The sequence below is a fragment of the Cryobacterium sp. BB307 genome (assembly GCF_012274275.1).
Lineage (GTDB): Bacteria > Actinomycetota > Actinomycetes > Actinomycetales > Microbacteriaceae > Terrimesophilobacter.
Genome location: NZ_JAANZA010000001.1, coordinates 1,093,870 through 1,110,641 on the forward strand (window position 1 = coordinate 1,093,870; position 16,772 = coordinate 1,110,641).

General features: G+C 69.5%; 15 protein-coding genes. 12 read left to right on the plus strand and 3 right to left on the minus strand.

Annotated features, from left to right (window positions below; genetic code table 11):
• The first annotated feature begins 16 nt into the window (after positions 1-16).
• On the plus strand, positions 17-1,111 hold the full coding sequence (manA, locus tag HGK58_RS05390) for a mannose-6-phosphate isomerase, class I (RefSeq protein ID WP_168626462.1): 1,095 nt from the start codon (positions 17-19) through the stop codon (positions 1,109-1,111).
• 121 nt (positions 1,112-1,232) lie between these two features.
• On the opposite strand, the gene HGK58_RS05395 is transcribed toward manA, so the two are convergent.
• On the minus strand, positions 1,233-2,195 hold the full coding sequence (locus tag HGK58_RS05395; protein WP_168626463.1) for a helix-turn-helix domain-containing protein: 963 nt from the start codon (positions 2,193-2,195) through the stop codon (positions 1,233-1,235).
• 212 nt (positions 2,196-2,407) lie between these two features.
• Between HGK58_RS05395 and galE the strand changes: the two genes are divergently transcribed.
• From galE to HGK58_RS05415, 4 genes are all read left to right on the plus strand, one after another.
• Positions 2,408-3,379 carry a UDP-glucose 4-epimerase GalE gene (galE, locus tag HGK58_RS05400; RefSeq protein WP_168626464.1) on the plus strand — a complete coding sequence of 324 codons (972 nt, stop codon included), beginning with the start codon at positions 2,408-2,410 and terminating at the stop codon, positions 3,377-3,379.
• Positions 3,380-3,478: 99 nt separating this feature from the next.
• Positions 3,479-3,802, plus strand: a complete 324-nt coding sequence (locus HGK58_RS05405) for a WhiB family transcriptional regulator (RefSeq protein WP_168626465.1) — start codon at positions 3,479-3,481, stop codon at positions 3,800-3,802.
• Positions 3,803-3,812: 10 nt separating this feature from the next.
• On the plus strand, positions 3,813-6,623 hold the full coding sequence (locus HGK58_RS05410) for a glycosyltransferase family 2 protein (RefSeq protein WP_168626466.1): 2,811 nt from the start codon (positions 3,813-3,815) through the stop codon (positions 6,621-6,623).
• Positions 6,620-8,086: a DUF5719 family protein gene (locus HGK58_RS05415; RefSeq protein WP_168626467.1), complete on the plus strand. Its 1,467-nt coding sequence runs from the start codon at positions 6,620-6,622 to the stop codon at positions 8,084-8,086. The genes HGK58_RS05410 and HGK58_RS05415 overlap by 4 nt, the downstream gene beginning before the upstream one ends.
• Before the next feature lie 4 nt (positions 8,087-8,090).
• Here the strand turns inward: HGK58_RS05415 and HGK58_RS05420 are convergent, their stop codons facing one another.
• Positions 8,091-8,522, minus strand: coding sequence for a metallopeptidase family protein (locus tag HGK58_RS05420; RefSeq protein ID WP_168626468.1), 432 nt, complete (start codon positions 8,520-8,522; stop codon positions 8,091-8,093).
• Between the two features lie 152 nt (positions 8,523-8,674).
• Between HGK58_RS05420 and HGK58_RS05425 the strand changes: the two genes are divergently transcribed.
• The 7 genes from HGK58_RS05425 to HGK58_RS05455 all read left to right on the plus strand — a co-directional run bounded on the left by HGK58_RS05425 (position 8,675) and on the right by HGK58_RS05455 (position 15,893).
• The gene (locus tag HGK58_RS05425) at positions 8,675-8,887 is read left to right on the plus strand and encodes a DUF3499 family protein (RefSeq protein ID WP_168626469.1); all 213 of its coding nucleotides are present in this window, start codon (positions 8,675-8,677) and stop codon (positions 8,885-8,887) included.
• The gene (locus tag HGK58_RS05430; protein WP_168626470.1) at positions 8,877-10,289 is read left to right on the plus strand and encodes a phosphomannomutase/phosphoglucomutase; all 1,413 of its coding nucleotides are present in this window, start codon (positions 8,877-8,879) and stop codon (positions 10,287-10,289) included. The genes HGK58_RS05425 and HGK58_RS05430 overlap by 11 nt, the downstream gene beginning before the upstream one ends.
• 58 nt (positions 10,290-10,347) lie before the next feature.
• Complete coding sequence (gene ahcY, locus HGK58_RS05435) at positions 10,348-11,802, plus strand: adenosylhomocysteinase (protein WP_168626471.1); 1,455 nt, start codon at positions 10,348-10,350, stop codon at positions 11,800-11,802.
• A gap of 166 nt (positions 11,803-11,968) precedes the next feature.
• Positions 11,969-13,111 (plus strand): acyl-CoA dehydrogenase family protein, encoded by a 1,143-nt coding sequence (locus HGK58_RS05440; protein ID WP_168626910.1) that lies wholly within the window; start codon positions 11,969-11,971, stop codon positions 13,109-13,111.
• Positions 13,108-14,175 carry an enoyl-CoA hydratase/isomerase family protein gene (locus HGK58_RS05445; protein ID WP_168626472.1) on the plus strand — a complete coding sequence of 356 codons (1,068 nt, stop codon included), beginning with the start codon at positions 13,108-13,110 and terminating at the stop codon, positions 14,173-14,175. Before HGK58_RS05440 ends, HGK58_RS05445 begins: the two co-directional genes overlap by 4 nt.
• A gap of 27 nt (positions 14,176-14,202) precedes the next feature.
• Complete coding sequence (gene mmsB / locus HGK58_RS05450) at positions 14,203-15,120, plus strand: 3-hydroxyisobutyrate dehydrogenase (RefSeq protein WP_168626473.1); 918 nt, start codon at positions 14,203-14,205, stop codon at positions 15,118-15,120.
• Positions 15,117-15,893: an enoyl-CoA hydratase gene (locus HGK58_RS05455; RefSeq protein ID WP_168626474.1), complete on the plus strand. Its 777-nt coding sequence runs from the start codon at positions 15,117-15,119 to the stop codon at positions 15,891-15,893. Before mmsB ends, HGK58_RS05455 begins: the two co-directional genes overlap by 4 nt.
• A 2-nt stretch (positions 15,894-15,895) precedes the next feature.
• Here the strand turns inward: HGK58_RS05455 and HGK58_RS05460 are convergent, their stop codons facing one another.
• The gene (locus HGK58_RS05460; RefSeq protein WP_168626475.1) at positions 15,896-16,756 is read right to left on the minus strand and encodes an RDD family protein; all 861 of its coding nucleotides are present in this window, start codon (positions 16,754-16,756) and stop codon (positions 15,896-15,898) included.
• Positions 16,757-16,772 lie beyond the last annotated feature (16 nt).

Below are 16,772 nucleotides of genomic sequence, written 5' to 3' on the forward strand. Positions count from 1 at the left end.
GGCGAAGGAGTGGCCCGTGCTCGTGCGCATCGCCAATTCGCCGCGCCCGTACGCGTGGGGCTCGCACACAGCGATCGCCGACCTGCTCGGGACAGCGCCATCCGGCGGGCCGGAGGCCGAGCTCTGGTTCGGCTCGCATCCGGGGTCGCCGGCCCGGGTTCTCGACGACGGGAGGGGTCTTGACGAGTGGCTCGCGGCATCCGGTGAGCCGTTGCCCTTCCTGCTGAAGATCCTCGCCGCGGGTGGGCCGCTGTCACTGCAGGTGCACCCGAACGCCGAGCAGGCAGCCGCGGGCTTCGAGCGGGAGAACGCGGCGGGCATCCCGCTCGATGCGCCGCACCGCAACTACAAGGACCCGTTCGCGAAGCCCGAGATCGTCGTCGCGCTCTGCGACCGGTTCGAGGCGCTGTGCGGGTTCCGGCCGGTCGAGCAGACCCGTGAGCTCCTCACCGGCCTCGGTCTGACGGGTCTCGCCGGACGGCTGGATGACCTGCCGGGCACCGTCGAATGGCTCGTCACCCGCGGCGACGGAGTCGACGACCTCATCGCTGAGGTGACGGCGCTCGCCGCATCCGGGGACGGGATCGCGTTGAAGACCGCGCGCACCCTCGCCGAGGCGTACCCGGGCGACCCGGGCATCGTCGTGTCGCTGCTGCTGAACCGGGTGACGCTGCGGCGCGGCGAGGCGCTGTACATGCCAGCCGGGAACATCCACGCCTACCTGAGCGGCATCGGCATGGAACTGATGGCCAGCTCCGACAACATCGTGCGCTGCGGACTCACCCCCAAGCACGTTGACGTGCCAGAGTTGCTGGCGCTGACCGACTTCACCGAGCTGGCCGAGCCGCGTCTCAGTGCCATCGAGGTGAGCGCGTCGGTGACGGCGTACCGTCCGGATGGGCCCGGCTTCGAGTTGCTGCACGTCACCGGCGATGCGGCGATCGGCGGCGGGCGGCCGATGGTGGTCGTGTGCACGGCCGGCGGGTTCGAGGTGGCGCACGGCGGCGATGCGGTGCGGATTGAGCGCGGTGAGTCTCTCTACGTGTCCCCGGATGCCGGGCCGCTCACCATCGCCGGAGCCGGCGACCTCTTCGTGGCGACCACCCGCTGACCCCCCTCGCTGGTTGAGGGGTCGCGCAGCGACCGTCTCGAAACCAGCCTGCCGCCAACGCTGGTTTCGAGACGATTTCGCTGGCGCGAAATCCCTCAACCAGCGGGCTGCGTGGAATCCCTCAACCAGCGAGCGCCGGCACGCGCTCCCCAAAGGTGCGACGGTACGCGGTCGGGGTCGTCTGCAGCGTTTTCACGAAGTGGTGCCGCATGACGGCGGCAGCCCCGAACCCGGTGCGCGCCGCCACCTGCTCGAGGCTGAGGTCGCTCTGCTCGAGCAGCTGCTGCGCGCGCACGAGCCGCTGACGGTTCAGCCAGGCGGCAGGGGTCGTGCCGGTCTCCGCCCTGAATCGCCTGGCGAACGTGCGCGACGACATGAGCGCGCGCCGCGCCAGCTGATCGACGGTGAGCTCCTCGTCGAGGTGCTCGAGCATCCACTCGATCACCGGTGCGAGCGAGTCGCTCTTGCACTCCGGGATCGGCGTGTCGATGTACTGCGACTGGCCGCCGTCCCGCTGCGGGGGCACCACCATCCGGCGCGCGATCACGTTCGCCGCCGCCGCACCGAGCTCCTTGCGCACGATGTGCAGGGCCGCGTCGATTCCGGATGCCGTGCCGGCGCTGGTCACGACGTTGCCGTCCTCGACGAACAGCACATCCGGGTTCACGCTCGTGCCGGGATACTCGCGAGCGAGCTTGTCGGTGTACATCCAATGGGTGGTGGCGGCGCGGCCGTCCAGGACGCCCGCCTGCGCGAGCACGAACGCACCGGAGCAGACGCTCAGCACCCACGCCCCGCGCCGCTCGGCAGCCCGGATGACCTCGAGCACCTCATCGTCGACCTCGTCGACACTGTGCGCGGGCACCGCGAGCAGGTCGGCATCCGCCGCTGCGCTGAGATCGTTCTCGATCACGATGTCGAAGCCCTGCGACGTGCGCACCCGACCCGGCCGCGACGTGGCGATGGTGAAGTCGAATGCCGGCCCGCCGCTCTCGGTGCGGTCGATGCCGAATACCTCGCAGATGGTGCCGAACTCGAACGGCGCGACACCGGGGATCGCAAGCAGAACGACCTTGTTGAGCATGGCGCCTCCCGTGGCAGGAATGGACCTAATGCTGTCCATACTGCCACTAGTGGCAGGAAAACACTAGGCAAAGAATTACTGCCATGATTCTCGTACTCGCCACCATCGCAGTCGCGGCCATCTCGGCCACCGCGAACCTCGTGCACCGCGACGGCTACCGCCGCATCCCGACCCGCTTCAGTTGACACCAGGCGCGCCGCTAGCCTTGGGGGATGACTTGGCTCGTGACCGGCGGCGCCGGCTACATCGGCTCGCACGTCGCCGCGGCGCTGCAGGAATCCGGCCGGAACGTCGTCGTGCTCGACGACCTCTCCACCGGCCGCATCGAGTTCGTCCCGCCGGGCGCCCAGTTCGTGCGCGGCTCCATCCTCGACGGCGATCTGCTGCTGCGCACCATGCAGCGCCACGGCATCACCGGCGTGGTGCACCTGGCCGGCTTCAAGTTCGCCGGCGTCTCGGTTCAGCGGCCGCTGCACACCTATGAGGTCAATGTCACCGGCACCGCGACGCTGCTCGGCGCGATGGACGCATCCGGGATCGACAAGCTGGTCTTCTCCTCGAGTGCCTCCGTCTACGGCAACCCCGATGTCGACCTCGTCACAGAGGACACCCGGACTGCCCCCGAATCTCCCTATGGCGAGACCAAACTCATCGGGGAATGGCTGCTGCGCGACCAAGCCATCGCCACCGGCCTGAAGCACACGAGCCTGCGCTACTTCAACGTCGTCGGCAGCGGCCTGCCCGACGTCTACGACGTGAGCCCGCACAACCTGTTCCCGATCGTCTTCGAGCGTCTCCTCGACGGCGAGACACCAACCATCCACGGCGACGACTACCCGACGCCGGATGGCACGTGTGTTCGCGACTACGTGCACATCGCCGACGTCGCGCTCGCCCACGCATCCGCCGCGCACCGCCTCGAAACCGGCGCGCCGATCCAGCCGGCCTACAACCTCGGCAGCGGCAATGGTGTCTCGGTGGCGCAGATCATGAAGGAAATCGCCGCAGTCACCGGCGTCGACTTCACCCCCGAAGTCGGGGCGCGCCGTCCGGGAGATCCTGCAAGAATTGTCGCGTCGGGGAATCTCGCAGCGCGAGATCTCGACTGGGGGATGCGGAACAGCCTTTCCGACATGGTGGAAAGTGCATGGTCGGCGCGTCGTGAACCTTCAGCAACCGCTTGAGGGTTTAACATTCGCGACTTGACCTACGCGAATTACAAGAGTGTAATTATCTCCAAGTGTTGCGCACGTCGCACACATGGAGAACGGGGAGGGTGTGCTATGGCGATTGCCGAGCAACGACGAGGGGTCCCCGACGACTGGTTTATCGACCCGGTTCAGCTGGGCGTTCCGGGCGTTCGGCCGACGAGCGTTGGCGACGATGACAGTGCTCTGGCGTGGCAGTCGGACGCGCTGTGCGCGCAGACCGACCCAGAGGCCTTCTTCCCGGAGAAGGGCGGCTCAACACGCGACGCGAAGAAGATCTGCGCGTCCTGCGAAGTGAAGTCGCAGTGCCTGGAGTACGCGCTCGAGAACGACGAACGGTTCGGCATCTGGGGCGGACTCTCCGAGAGGGAACGTCGCAAGCTGCGCAAACGCGCGTAACGTCAACTCAATGCACCCCAGAGTCACCGCGATCCTCGTTGCCCAGTCCGGGGCCGAGAATCTCGACAAGACTCTTCGTGCCCTTGGCGCCCAGACGCGGGCACCGGATGCGGTCATCGTGGTCGAGATCGGCTCCACCGCCCAGATCACCCAGTTGATCGCGCAATTCGGCCCCGGCCACGTCGTCTCGGCACGAGCGGGCACCACTTTCGGCGGCGCGGTCAGCCACGCGGTGCACGTCGCCGCCCCGCCGGAGTCCGAAGAGGAGTGGCTCTGGCTGCTGCGCGAGGACAACGCCCCGGATGAACACGCGCTCGAGCGCCTGCTGGGCGCGGTCGAGATCGCGCCCTCCGTCGCCGTCGCCGGCCCGAAGCTCATGCGCAGCAGCGAGCCGCACCTGATCGACTCCTTCGGTGAGACCGTCAGCACCCTGGGCGCGCGTGTGGAACTCGTCCACGGCGAGCTGGACCAGGGCCAACACGACCGCCGCGACGACGTGCTCGGGATCGCCGGCGGCGGCATGCTGGTGCGCCGCACGCTGTGGGCCCGCCTCGGCGGCTTCGACCCAGGCCTGCCCAGCATCGACGCGGCCCTCGACTTCTGCATCCGCGCTCGCCTCGCCGGCCACCGCGTGATCCTCGTGCCGCGCGCGCGGGTGCTCAGCGCGGGCGGCGCCGAGGCCTTCGGCGCGCGCCCGCTTTCCACTGCGCGGCGGTTCCGCATCACCCGCTCGGCCGAACTGCACCGGCGGATGGTCTACGCACCGGCGCTGGCGATGGTCGTGCACTGGCTGTCGTTCCTGCCCCTCGCGGTCCTCCGGTCGCTCGCGCACCTGCTCTCCAAGCATCCGGGTCTGGTCCCGGCCGAGTTCTCGGCGGCCTTCCGCGCGCTGGTCGACGGTTCGGTGCTGCCCGCGCGCCGTAACCTGCGCCGCACCCGGACGGTCGGCTGGGCGGCCATCGCTGGTCTCCGGATGCGACTGGGCGAGCTCCGCGAGCGCCGGGCGCAGGCCCGCGAGGCCGCGCTCATCGACGACGTGGGCGGCATCCCCGTCCCGCGGGCCAGCTTCCTGGGCGACGGCGGGCTGTGGGCGGTGGTCGCGATGGCGGTGGTCGGCCTGATCGCGTTCGCGCCGCTCCTCGGCGCCAGCGTGCTGAGAGGCGGCGGGTTGCTGCCGCTGGGCACCGACGTCGGCGACCTGTGGGGCAACGTCGGCTACGGCTGGCGCGAACTCGGCACCGGCTTCCTCGGCGCCGCTGACCCGTTCGCCGCTGTCCTCGCCGTGCTCGGCTCCATCACCTTCTGGGCGCCGAGCTACTCGATCCTGCTGCTCTACCTGGCCGCGCTGCCGCTGGCTGCGCTCGGCGCGTGGTGCTGCGCGCGCCGCCTCACCACAACGCGCTGGCTGCCGGTGCTGGCCGCACTGCTGTGGGCCGTGGCGCCGCCGCTGCTGTCCTCCCTCGCGAGCGGCCAGCTCGGCGCCGCGATCGCCCACCTTGTGCTGCCATGGCTCGCGCTCGCGGTGATCGGCTCCGGTCGGTCGTTGGCGGCAGGCGCGGCGGCCAGCATCCTGCTGGCGGTGGTCGGCGCGTCGGCGCCGGTGCTGATCCCCGCGCTGCTGCTGCTCTGGCTCGGCGCTCTCATCGCCCGCCCGCGCGCGCTGTTGCGCACGATCGGCGTCCCGATCCCGCTGCTCGCGCTGTTCGCGCCCCTGGTTGTCACCCAGTTCGTGCGCGGTACACCGCTGGCCGTGTTCGCCGACCCTGGCGTGCCTGTGTCCGGTGACGCGGCATCCGGATGGCGGCTCGCTCTCGGCGACGCCGATGGCAGCCTGCTCGGCTGGCCGCAGCTGCTGGCGGCGCTCGGCGTGCCCGACTCCATCGCGCCGTTCGTCATCGCCGGCCTGCTCGCGCCGCTCGCGGTGCTCGCCCTCCTTTCCCTGTTCCTGCGCGGGACCTACCGCGCCATCCCGGCCACGCTGACCGCGCTGCTCGGCTACCTCACCGCGGTTGCCGCGACGCACCTGGCGCTGGCCTCTGTCGGCGGCCAGCCGGTGACGGTGTGGCCGGGGTCCGGACTCAGCCTGTTCTGGCTCGGACTCATCGCCGCCGCCCTCGTCGCGCTCGACGCCCTCGGGCGGGCGGCAACGTCATCCGCGCTGCTCACCGGCATCACCGCCGCCACCGTCGCGGTGCCGCTGCTGGGCGCCATCCTGATCGGCGCGGCCGCGGTTGCCCCTTCGAGCCGCCCGATCGTGCCCGCGCTGGTGAATGCGCTCGCCGATCAGCAACCGGATGTCGGCACGCTCGTCCTCTCGCCGAGGCCAGACGACCGGGTCGCCGCCAAGTTGCAGCGCGGCGCGGGGGCGACCCTCGACGACCAGTCGACGCTCGCGACCACAGCCGCCCGAGCCAGCGCCGAGCAGCAGCGCATCGCCAAACTCGCCGGCAACCTGGTGTCACGCAGCGGCTTCGACAGCGCCGCAGAGCTGGCCGAGCTCGGCATCGGCTTCATCGTGCTCACGCACGGCGACGCCGACACCCAGCGGCGTGCATCCGACGCGCTGAACGCCAACGACGCGCTGACCGCCGCCGGCGGGACAGTCGACGGCAACCTGTGGCGGTTCGACGGCGAGCTGGCAGCCCAGCCCGAGCATCCGGGCAACACCGACACCGCAATCGGCCGCGGCATCCTGATCGGCCAAGGCGTGGTGTTCGGCATCGCGGTGCTGCTTGCGCTGCCGTTCGGGACTAGGCGGAAGGTGTACAGCGGACGCGGACCCGCCGGAGAAGCCGACACGTTCGAAAGCGGTGAGGAATGACCGACGCGACCGACTTCGAAGAGGCACCGGAGGAACTCGCCACCGAACCCGCCCCGGCCCCCAAGGGACGCTCGGCGGTGGTCGTCGGGGCACGCGTGCTGACCGGCGCGGTGGGGGTCGGTGTCGCCGCGCTCGCGATCGCCGGCGCGACCTGGCTTCCGCTGCCGACGGTTGGCGGCGATGTGCGAGCGCTGGACGTGCATCCGACAGCAGCCGCGCAGGAGCGCGTGTGCGCCGGCTCGCTGCTGAGGTTCGGCGACGAGAGCGGCCAGGACGCCCGCGCGGTCGCCCCGATCGGCGAGCCCGACATCCGCTTCGCCGCGACCGACGGCATGCCGCGGCTGCAGCCGATGGCCGGTGGCGCCGGGGGACCGCACCGCGTCACGCTCGAGCCGACCGGGCCGGAACAGTCCACGTTCGGTGCCAGTCAGAGCCAGGCCGGCGGCGAGTTCGCCGGGTTCGCGGCGGCGCAGTGCGCGATGCCGGCTAGCCAGACCTGGCTGGTCGGCGGGGCATCGACCACCGGACGGGTCACCCTCATCCGCTTGGTCAATCCGAGCACGGTCGACTCCCTGGTCGACCTCACCATCCACACCGAGAACGGGATCATCACCGCGGCCGGCACCGACGGCATCGTTGTGCCGCCCGGGGGAGAGCGGGTGCTGCCGCTGGCCGGGTTCGCCCCGGATGCCGCGTCGCCGGTCATCCGGGTGGTGAGCCGCGGCGGGGAGATCGTGGCGACGCTGCAGCAATCGATCGTGCGCACCCTCGCGCCCAGTGGCGTCGACCTGATCGGCGGCGTCAATGCGCCGTCGACCGGCATCGTGATCCCCGGGTTCGTCATCAATGGCGGTCACGCGGCCGAAGAGCTCACCGCCGGTGCCACGGTCGACGACGCCGGCGCGGTCATCCGGTTGCTGGCGCCGGGCAACGAGGACGCGACAGCCATGCTCAGCATGACTCCCGAGGACGGGTCGCCCGCCGTCGACCCGGTCGCGATCGACTTGACCGCGGGACAGGTCATCGACGTCGCGCTCGACCACATCGAGGACGGCTCCTACACCGTGCGTGTCGACGCGACGTTGCCGGTCGTCGCCGCAGCCCGGTCAACCACGGCCGATGGGGAAGGCGGCACCGACTTCGCGTGGTTCGGAGCCGCTCCCGTCCTGAGCGAACCGGCCCTGCTGAGCGTCGCCCCGGGGCCGTGGGCTGCGCTGCATCTGGTCAACCCCACCGAGCAGGATGCCGAGGTCACGGTCACGTCGGAGACCGGCAGCGAGGAGACGGTGAGCGTACCGGCTGGTGCTGCTGCTGTTGTGCCGGTTCCGGCAGGCGGCACGTTCGAACTGGACGGTTTCGACCAGCTGCACGTGTCGGTGAGCTACCGCGGCGCGACCGAATTGGCTGGGTTCGTGGTGACCGGTCCCTCGCCGCTCGCGCGCGACATCCGGGTGCTGCTCTAGCGAACTAGAAGTGGCGGAAGCGGTCCGGGGCGAGATCCCACGGATCGCGGCCGAGGAGCTCGGCGACCGCGCGGAACACGCAGCTCTCGACCAGCATCCGGCGGTGCAGGTCGTCGCGGCGGTGCAGGCGGGAGAGTCGCTCGATCGGCACCCGGTAGAGCACGATGCGGCGTTCCGCGGGAAAGACCTGCCAGCGCTGCACGCGACCGCGCTCTGGGCCGGGCGGGAGCGCGGCGACCTCGAAGCGCGTCGAGCCCAGCTCGTCCGGCCACAGGCCCTTCAAATACTCGGCGGTCGAGGCTACGGTCTGGTCGAAGAGGCCCGCGCGCGAGTACAGCCGGGGCAGCAGCGGCCCGGTGACCGCCGACCGGATGCCGTGGCCGTGCCGGTCCCGACGTCGCACCGGCGTCGGGGCGGTGTGTCGGGAGCGGGCCATGCCGTGATTCTACGCGCCGCGGGTGTGCGACCGTCGCCGCAGGGCGAGCGCCCCCGAGCGCGCGGGATATTGCGCGCGCACTCGCACAATTCGCGCGCGCTGGTGGCGGAGCCTCCCCAGACCAGGCCCCCCCGATCGGTACAGTGGGGCAAATGGACGGTCGGCTCTGCAGCAAGGTCGCGTGCACCAATGAGGCCACGCAGACCTTCACCTACGTCTATGCGGACTCGATGGCGGTGCTCGGACCCCTCTCCGACAGGCACGAGCCGCACAGCTACGACCTGTGCCCGGTGCATGCCGAGCGGCTCTCGGCTCCCCGCGGCTGGCAGGTAATCCGTCATGTAGCGTTGAACAATGAGCTCTGAACGAGTCGACCTCACGCAGTTCGTCAAGACCTACGACGTGCGGGGACTGGTGGGCAGCCAACTCACCGATGAGGTCGTCGAAGCATTCGGTGCCGCATTCGTCGACGAGGTGGATGCCGCCGGCCGCGAGGTCGTCGTCGGCCACGACATGCGCGACTCCTCACCCGGCTTCGCGGCCGCCTTCGCGCGCGGCGCGCAGGCCCGCGGCGGCAACGTGGTCTCGATCGGGCTGTGCTCAACGGACCAGAGCTATTTCGCATCCGGTCACCTGAACGCCCCGGCCGCGATGTTCACCGCGAGCCACAACCCTGCCACCTACAACGGCATCAAGCTCAGCCGTGCCGGCGCCCGCGGGATCAGCCTGGACACCGGGCTGGCGACCATCCGGGACCGGGCGACGCACTACCTGGCCGACGGCATCCGGGCGGTGCAGACGCCGGGTGGCTACCGTGAACTGGACGTGCTCGCCGACTACGCCGCGTACCTGCGCAAGCTGGTCGACCTGAGCGGCATCCTGCCGGTGAAGATCGTCGTCGACGCCGGCAACGGCATGGGTGGGATGACCGTCCCGGCCGTGCTGGGCGAGGCGGCGGGGCTGCCGAAGCTGCCCATCGAGATCGTGCCGCTGTACTTCGAACTTGACGGCACGTTCCCGAACCACGAGGCGAACCCCCTCGAGCCCGCGAACCTGGTCGACCTGCAGCGCGCCGTAGTCGAGCACGAGGCGGATCTCGGGCTGGCCTTCGACGGCGACGCCGACCGGTGCTTCGTGGTGGACGAGAAGGGCGCCGCGGTGAACCCGTCGGCGGTGACCGCGATCGTCGCGCTGCGGGAGATCGCCCGAGCACGCGCCGCCGACCCTGACGGCGAGCTCTGCGTCATCCACAACCTGATCACCTCGCGCGCGGTGCCGGAGGCGATCGAGAACGCCGGGGCGATCCCGGTGCGCACCCGGGTGGGGCACTCGCTCATCAAGGACGAGATGGCGGCCACCGGCGCGATCTTCGGCGGCGAGCACTCGGCGCACTACTACTTCCGCGACTTCTGGGGCGCTGACAACGGCATGCTCGCCGCGATGCACGTGCTTGCCGAGTTCGGCGCGAACGACGAGCCGATGTCGGCGCTGTCGCGCCGGTACTCGCCGTACCACCAGAGCGGCGAGATCAACTCGACTGTGACGGATGTGCCGTCGGCGTACGCGCGCGTGATCGAGGGGTTCGCGGGCGCCGAGCTGGACGAACTCGACGGCCTGACCGTCAGCGGCTACGACGACGGTGAATTCTGGTGGTTCAACGTGCGGCCGTCCAACACCGAGCCGCTGCTGCGCCTCAACGTCGAAGCGGGCACGCGCGACCTGATGGAGCGCATCCGGGACCGCGCGCTCGGCATCATCCGCGGCTGACCCGCACATTTTTCGACCCGCCGAGGTAACGCGAGCCGCGGGCTGGAAGAATGAGGCCATGACTGTCACCACATCCCTGCCGTACAAGGTCGCCGACTTGAGCCTCGCCGAGGCCGGCAGGCACCAGTTGCGCCTCGCCGAGAACGAGATGCCCGGCCTGATGGCCCTGCGCGCAGAGTACGCCGCGGCCCAGCCGTTGAAGGGTGCGCGCATCGCAGGCAGCCTGCACATGACCGTGCAGACGGCGGTGCTCATCGAGACCCTGGTCGCGCTCGGCGCGCAGGTGCGCTGGGCCAGCTGCAACATCTTCTCGACCCAGGACGAGGCGGCCGCGGCTGTGGTTGTCGGCCCTAACGGCACGACGGATGCACCGGCTGGCGTCCCGGTGTACGCCTGGAAGGGCGAGACCCTCGAGGAGTACTGGTGGGCAACCACCCAGATCTTCGACTGGACGGCCGAGGGCTTCGACGGGCCGAACATGATCCTGGACGACGGCGGCGACGCGACCCTGCTCGTGCACAAGGGCGTCGAGTTCGAGGCGGCGGGCGCGGTGCCCAACCCCAGCCAGACCGACACCCACGAGTGGCGGGTCATCCTCGACGTGCTGCGCTCGTCGCTCGCAACCTCCCCGAACCACTGGACCAAGGTCGCAGCCGGGATCCAGGGCGTCACCGAGGAGACAACCACCGGTGTGCACCGCCTCTACGAGCTGCAGGATGCCGCCCAGCTGCTGTTCCCCGCGATCAACGTCAACGACTCGGTGACGAAGTCGAAGTTCGACAACAAGTACGGCATCCGGCATTCGCTTCCGGATGGCCTGAACCGCGCAACCGACGTGCTCATCGGCGGCAAGGTCGCATTCGTGGCCGGGTACGGCGATGTCGGCAAGGGTGCGGCAGAGGCGCTGCGCGGGCAGGGCGCCCGGGTCATCGTCAGCGAGATCGACCCGATCAACGCGCTGCAGGCGGCGATGGACGGCTACCAGGTCGCTCGCGTCGAGAGCGTGCTGGACGAGGTCGATATCTGGGTGACCGGCACCGGCAACGAGAACGTCATCACCGTCGAGCACATGCTCGGCATGAAGCACCTCGCGGTGCTCGCCAACGTGGGGCACTTCGACAACGAGATCGACATTGCCGGCCTCGAGCGGCTCGCCGGTGCTGAGCGCGTCGAGATCAAGCCGCAGGTGCACGAGTGGCGCCTGCCGAGCGGTCGCAGCATCCTGGTGCTGTCCGAGGGCCGGCTGATGAACCTGGGCAACGCGACCGGGCATCCGTCGTTCGTGATGAGCAACTCGTTCAGCAACCAGGTGCTCGCGCAGATCGAGCTCTACGCGCATCGCGCCAACTACGACACGCGCGTCTATGTGCTGCCGAAGAAGCTGGACGAGAAGGTCGCCCGACTGCACCTCGACGCGCTCGGGGTCGAGCTGACGACCCTGACGCCGCGGCAGGCGGTGTACATCGGCGTGCCCCTCGACGGCCCGTACAAGGTCGACCACTACCGCTACTGACCCGCCGCATCCATCGAGTCGGGAGTAGTTGCCCTTATGAGCGAGCCCAATTGGGCGACAACTCCCGACTCGATGAAAGCGGTGCGGCGGACTCCTAGGACCGCTCACTAAGCTTGCGCTCACTGTCCCTCCCACAAGGAACCAGGGGTTACGCGCAATGAAGAGCATGATCGACCTGAGCGACGAACAACGCGCACTCATCGAAGTGGTCGGCGAATTCGCCCAGTCCCAGCTGGCACCACACGCCGTCGAATGGGACCAGTCGAAACATTTCCCGGTCGACGTGCTGCGCGCCGCGGGTGAGCTCGGCCTCGGCGGGGTCTACGCGGGCGAGGATGTCGGAGGCGCCGGCCTCAGTCGCACAGACGCGGCCATCATCTTCGAGGAGCTCGCCAAGGGCGACACCACCATCGCGGCGTACATCTCCATCCACAACATGATCGTCTGGATGATCGACTCGTTCGGCAACGACGACCAGCGGCAGACCTGGGTGCCCGCGCTCGCCTCGATGGAGCAGCTCGGCAGCTACTGCCTCACCGAGCCCGGTGCGGGGTCGGATGCCGCATCTCTCGCCACCAGCGCAGTGCGCGACGGCGACGTGTACGTGCTCAACGGGGTCAAGCAGTTCATCTCCGGCGCCGGCACCTCCGCGGTCTACATCGTGATGGCGCGCACCGGCGACGCCGGCCCGAAGGGCATCAGCGCGTTCATCGTGCCCGCGGATGCCCAGGGCCTGTCTTTCGGCGCGAATGAGAAGAAGATGGGTTGGAACGCCCAGCCCACCCGTCAGGTCATCCTCGACGACGTGCGAGTCCCAGCCGCCAACCTGCTCGGAGCGGAGGGGGATGGCTTCACCGTCGCGATGAAGGGTCTCAACGGCGGACGCATCAACATGGCGGCGTGCTCCCTCGGCGGTGCGCAGTGGGCGCACGAGCGCACTATCGCCTACGTCAAGGAACGCCGTGCCTTCGGCTCACCGCTCGCGGACAACCAGTCGATCGTGTTCACCCTCGCCGACATGGAAACCGACCTGCAGGCCGCCCGCGGGCTTGTGGTGCGCGCCGCCCAGGCGCTCGACTCCGGGCATCCGGATGCCGTCGCCCTGTGCGCGATGGCGAAGCGGTTCGCCACCGACGCGGCGTTCCGGGTCGCCAACTCGGCGCTGCAACTGCACGGCGGCTACGGCTACCTCGCCGACTACGGCATTGAGAAGGTGGTGCGCGACCTGCGCGTGCACCAGATCCTCGAGGGGACCAACGAGATCATGCGCATGATCATCGGGCGCTCACTCATCGAGGAGGCGGCGTGAGCGACGCGGATGCGGAGATCCTCGCGGAGAAGCGGGGCAGGCTCGGCCACATCACGCTGAACCGTCCGCGCGCCATCAATGCGCTCACCCACCCTATGATCAAGCGGCTCACGCAGACCCTGGTCGAGTGGGCATCCGACGACGACGTGCAGACGGTCGTCATCACCGGCGCCGGCGAGCGCGGGCTGTGCGCGGGCGGCGACATCGTCGCGCTGTACGACGCCGCGAAGTCGCAGGACATCGAGGCGGCGGCCGGGTTCTGGGCGGATGAGTACCGGCTGAACGCGTACATTGCCGGCTACCCCAAGCCGTACGTTGCGATCATGGACGGTGTCACCCTCGGCGGCGGCGTCGGCATCTCGGCGCACGGCTCGCACCGGGTGGTGACCGAGCGCTCGACGGTGGGCATGCCGGAGACCGGCATCGGGTTCATCCCGGATGTCGGTGGCAGCTGGCTCCTATCGCGAGCGCCCGGTGAGCTGGGCGTCTACCTCGCCCTCACCGCGAAGCCGATGTCGGGGGCGGATGCCATCGCCACCGGTTTCGCCGACCGTTTCGTGCCCTCCGACCGGCTCCCGGCCCTGCTCGAGGCGCTCGAGGCCACCCCCGCCGATGAGGCGATCGCCGCGGTCGCAACCGAACCGCCGACATCCGACCTGGTGGCCCAGCAAGGCTGGATCGATGAGGCGTTCTCCGCCGACACCGTCGCCAATGTCGTGAAGCGGCTGCGCGACATCGCGACCGAGGAGAGCATCGCTGCGGCCGAGACGGTGAGCATCAAGTCGCCGATTGCGCTCAGCGTCGCGTTCGAGTCGCTGCGCCGGGCGCGCGAGCTGGAGACGCTCGAGCACGCGCTCGAGCAGGAGTTCCGCGTCTCGCTGCACGCGCTGCAGCACCGCGACTTCGCCGAGGGCGTGCGCGCGCAGGTCATCGACAAGGACCGCAGGCCGAAGTGGAAACCGGACCGCGTCGAGGACCTGAACAAGGAAGACATCGACGAGTTCTTCGAGCCGGTCGATGATCTCACCCTTGGCCTCGTTGAACAGCAGCAACAGCGCGGCTAGCGCGACCAGCTCACGAAGGGGATGACAATGTCAACGAAGATTGCGTTCATCGGCCTCGGGCACATGGGGTGCCCGATGGCGGCGAATCTGATGAAAGCCGGCTACGAGGTCAGCGGCTTCGACGTCGCACCAGCGGCGATCGAGGCGGCGACCGCACTCGGCATCCCGATCGCCGAGTCGGCCGGATCGGCCGCGGCCGACGCCGACATCGTCATCACGATGCTGCAGACCGGCGACCAGGTGATGCGCGTCTACAACGGCACCGACGAGGTGAAGGGGCTGCTCGGCGCCGCCCGCCCAGGCACGCTGTTCATCGACTCGTCGACCATCGCGGTCGACGACGCCAGGCGGGCCGCGCAGCTCGCCTACGATGCCGGTCATCGGGCGATGGATGCGCCGGTGTCGGGAGGCGTGGTCGGCGCTGAGGCAGCGACGCTCGCCTTCATGGTCGGCGGTTCCGACGAGGACTTCGCGGTTGCCGAGCCGGTGCTGCAGACCATGGGCAAGCGCGTCGTGCACTGTGGCGAGTCCGGGCTCGGGCAGGCCGCCAAGGTGTGCAACAACCTGATCCTGGGCATCTCGATGATCGGCGTCAGCGAGGCGTTCGTGCTGGGGGAGCGGCTCGGACTCTCCCACCAGGCGCTCTTCGATGTCGCGTCCAACGCATCCGGACAGTGCTGGGCGCTCACCACCAACTGCCCGGTCCCGGGCCCGGTGCCGACCAGCCCGGCCAACCGGGACTACCAGCCCGGATTCGCGGCGGCGCTCATGGCCAAGGACCTGGGGCTTGCCGCCCGCGCGCTCGAGTCGACCGGCGTCCATGCCGAGATCGGCATGCTCGCGAACGAGCTGTACCAGCGGTTCGCCGAGAGCGGCGGCGCCGATACGGATTTCTCGGGCATTATCAACAGCATCCGGGATCAGAGCGAGAAGGGCGCCGCATGACCGAATTCGAGACCATCATCGTCGAAAGGCGCGACCGGGTCGGGCTGATCACCCTGAACCGGCCGGACGCGCTCAACGCGCTCAACGCGACCGTGATGCACGAGGTGCTGGCGGCGGCGGTGCACTTCGACCGTGACCCGCAGATCGGCGCGATCGTGCTCACCGGTTCGGAACGCGCGTTCGCCGCTGGTGCCGACATCAAGGAGATGGCTGACAAGAGCCAGCAGGATGTCGCCGCCGAGCGGCTGTTCGACGAATGGGACGCGTTCGCGCGCATCCGCACGCCGCTGATCGCCGCGGTCTCCGGCTACGCGCTGGGTGGCGGATGCGAGGTGGCGATGATGTGCGACATCCTGATCGCCGCCGACACCGCGAAGTTCGGGCAGCCAGAGGTGAACCTGGGCGTCATCCCCGGGATGGGCGGCAGCCAGCGGATGACGCGGGCCATCGGCAAGGCGAAGGCGATGGACCTCATCCTGACCGGACGCACGATGGGGGCCGAGGAGGCAGAGCGCGCCGGACTGGTGTCCCGGATCGTGCCGGCTGCCGACCTGCTGGAGGAGGCGTTGGCTGTCGCCGCGACGATCGCCGGCAAGTCCCTGCCGGTCACCCAGGCAGCGAAGGAAGCTGTGAACGTCGCGTTCGAATCGACGCTCACCGAGGGCATCCGGTTCGAACGCCGGACCTTCTACAGCATGTTCGCCCTGGACGACCAGAAAGAGGGGATGGCGGCCTTCGTCGAGAAGCGCGACGCGAACTTCACGGGCCGCTAGGCTCAGCCGCGCTTCGGGAAGCCGTGCGGCAGCGCGTCCAGCACCGGCGTGACCCGCTCGAGCCGCTGCTTCTCGCGCTCCAGCGCCGCGAACTCGCGCTCCCGGCGCACCGCGGACACCGCGGCCAGGAACAGCTCAGGGTTGCTGCGGGGGATCGGTGAAACGTACTGCGCCGCCTCGTTGGCCAGCTCGCGGGAGACCCGCACCCGCGTATCCGGCACCATGTTGCCGGCTTGCCTCAGGAACTGCGCGATCCGGCGGGCGAGGGGGTCTGGCATCCGGGCGACGTCCGCGGTGGCGGCCCAACCCTGAAGCTCGACTGGCACGCCGAACACTGGCGGGTCATGCCTCGGCACGCGTTCGTGCTGACTGTAGGTGCCGGCGAGCAGATCGCCGAGGCGCTTCGCCTTCGCGTTCAGCAGCCCGACGAACGCGGCGATGCTGCCGAGGCTCAGGAACAGCTCGATCACGCCGAGAAGCGCGCGGATGAGGGCGTGCCGGAATCCGATCGAGCCGCCGTCGTCGCGCACGATCCGGGTGCCGAGGGCCAGGCGGCCGAGCGACTTTCCCTGCGAGACGGTCTCGACGGTGGCCGGGATGATCACCAGGCACAGCACGAGCGAGACGATGATCAGGATGGTCATCAGCGACGGGTCCACGAACTGCATGACGGTCTGGGTGGTGGCGGCGATCACCAGCAGCAGCCAGACCCCGAAGTAGACGACCCAGTCGATCATGGTTCCGGCCGCGCGCACGATGTAGCTCGCGGGCCGGGTATCGAGGGCGACGGCTTCACCGAGGATGAGTTCGGATCCGTCGTCCGCGTGGCTCTCGTCGACGGATGCCGCGGATACCGAGGTCATGTCTAGTATTTAAGCA

What these genes read in the sequence shown, in the direction of transcription:
- HGK58_RS05395 (WP_168626463.1), bottom strand. Translation starts at nt 2,195, where the DNA reads ATGCTCAACAAGGTCGTTCTGCTTGCGATCCCCGGTGTCGCGCCGTTC.
- galE (WP_168626464.1), top strand. Translation starts at nt 2,408, where the DNA reads ATGACTTGGCTCGTGACCGGCGGCGCCGGCTACATCGGCTCGCACGTC.
- HGK58_RS05405 (WP_168626465.1), top strand. Translation starts at nt 3,479, where the DNA reads ATGGCGATTGCCGAGCAACGACGAGGGGTCCCCGACGACTGGTTTATC.
- HGK58_RS05410 (WP_168626466.1), top strand. Translation starts at nt 3,813, where the DNA reads ATGCACCCCAGAGTCACCGCGATCCTCGTTGCCCAGTCCGGGGCCGAG.
- HGK58_RS05415 (WP_168626467.1), top strand. Translation starts at nt 6,620, where the DNA reads ATGACCGACGCGACCGACTTCGAAGAGGCACCGGAGGAACTCGCCACC.
- HGK58_RS05420 (WP_168626468.1), bottom strand. Translation starts at nt 8,522, where the DNA reads ATGGCCCGCTCCCGACACACCGCCCCGACGCCGGTGCGACGTCGGGAC.
- HGK58_RS05425 (WP_168626469.1), top strand. Translation starts at nt 8,675, where the DNA reads ATGGACGGTCGGCTCTGCAGCAAGGTCGCGTGCACCAATGAGGCCACG.
- HGK58_RS05430 (WP_168626470.1), top strand. Translation starts at nt 8,877, where the DNA reads ATGAGCTCTGAACGAGTCGACCTCACGCAGTTCGTCAAGACCTACGAC.
- ahcY (WP_168626471.1), top strand. Translation starts at nt 10,348, where the DNA reads ATGACTGTCACCACATCCCTGCCGTACAAGGTCGCCGACTTGAGCCTC.
- HGK58_RS05440 (WP_168626910.1), top strand. Translation starts at nt 11,969, where the DNA reads ATGATCGACCTGAGCGACGAACAACGCGCACTCATCGAAGTGGTCGGC.
- mmsB (WP_168626473.1), top strand. Translation starts at nt 14,203, where the DNA reads ATGTCAACGAAGATTGCGTTCATCGGCCTCGGGCACATGGGGTGCCCG.
- HGK58_RS05455 (WP_168626474.1), top strand. Translation starts at nt 15,117, where the DNA reads ATGACCGAATTCGAGACCATCATCGTCGAAAGGCGCGACCGGGTCGGG.
- HGK58_RS05460 (WP_168626475.1), bottom strand. Translation starts at nt 16,756, where the DNA reads ATGACCTCGGTATCCGCGGCATCCGTCGACGAGAGCCACGCGGACGAC.